This window comes from Methylobacterium sp. WL18 (assembly GCF_008040015.1).
GTDB lineage: Bacteria > Pseudomonadota > Alphaproteobacteria > Rhizobiales > Beijerinckiaceae > Methylobacterium > Methylobacterium mesophilicum.
This window is the reverse complement of record NZ_VRVD01001359.1, coordinates 1-428: the sequence shown is the minus strand read 5'-3', so window position 1 is coordinate 428 and position 428 is coordinate 1. Positions and strand designations below refer to the sequence as shown.

Genomic DNA, 428 nt, shown 5'->3' with positions numbered 1-428 from the left:
GGCCAGGGCGACGCACAGCCCGGCCGCCAGCGCTACCAGCGCCGCGTCGGTGTCGGCGCGCGGGTCGCGCACCAGGATCAGGGCGAGACCGGTGGCGAGGATCGAGAACACCGCGAGCCGCCGCGACAGCGGCCCGGCGCGGGTGACGGGATCCTCGATAAGCTGGCGGCGCATGGGGGTCACGGAGGGGTTCGGGGCCGGAGCTCGGGGTCGGGCGGCAGGCGCGGAGATCGCGGTCAGGGTGCGTAGGCGCGGGCGGCACCGCTCAGCCCGAGGGCGGCCGGCACCTTGAAGGGATCGGGCAGCATCGCCTCGCCGTGGGACACGATCTGCGCCGTGGGGGCATCCAGCGGGCCCGTGACCTCGAACAGCAGCCCGCGGCCCGGGAGGTCGGCGAGCGCGCGCAGGGCGAGGTCGCCCCGGGCCGC

Annotated in this window: 1 pseudogene; it reads right to left on the bottom strand. The window is 77.3% G+C overall.

Annotation, left to right across the window (positions count from 1 at the left end):
* Positions 1-236 precede the first annotated feature (236 nt).
* Positions 237-428 (bottom strand): annotated as a pseudogene (locus FV228_RS32735) (AsmA family protein); the annotation flags it as partial.